General features: G+C 42.6%; 2 protein-coding genes. One reads left to right on the top strand and one right to left on the bottom strand.

Translation table 11 applies throughout. The features are described from left to right. Positions 1-186, top strand: a 186-nt coding sequence (locus tag HC175_RS24070; RefSeq protein ID WP_209310223.1) for a hypothetical protein, incomplete at its 5' end; no start/stop codon positions are given. On the opposite strand, the gene HC175_RS24540 is transcribed toward HC175_RS24070, so the two are convergent. Continuing rightward, the coding region (locus tag HC175_RS24540) for a DMT family transporter (RefSeq protein WP_479685266.1) at positions 183-305 on the bottom strand (123 nt) is incomplete at its 5' end. The two genes, HC175_RS24070 and HC175_RS24540, sit on opposite strands and share 4 nt — an antisense overlap.

Raw genomic sequence — 305 nt, 5'->3', positions numbered from 1 at the left:
ATATTTCCTGCAGCTGCAAGGCACATCATTGAAATAACAAGTAGTGCAAATTCCGGATGGGAAAGGACAGTGGCTATTCCAAAGGGTTCAAAAAGGAAATATTTAACCAGCACCTGGGTAAGAAGGATCATCAACAGGTTAGGCCATCTTACGAGTGTCAAAAAAGGGAAACCAGCCATAGCTTAAGCTGAAACAAATTTTAATCCAACGATCGAAGCGATAAGGGTAAAGAGGAAGAACAACCGCCAAAAATGCACTGGTTCCTTAAAAAGGAAGATCCCGATCAATACTGTTCCGCAAGCGCC

Source organism: Salinimicrobium oceani, from assembly GCF_012037645.1.
The sequence above is the reverse complement of the archived record's forward strand: the minus strand, read 5'-3'. Positions and strand labels throughout refer to the sequence as shown.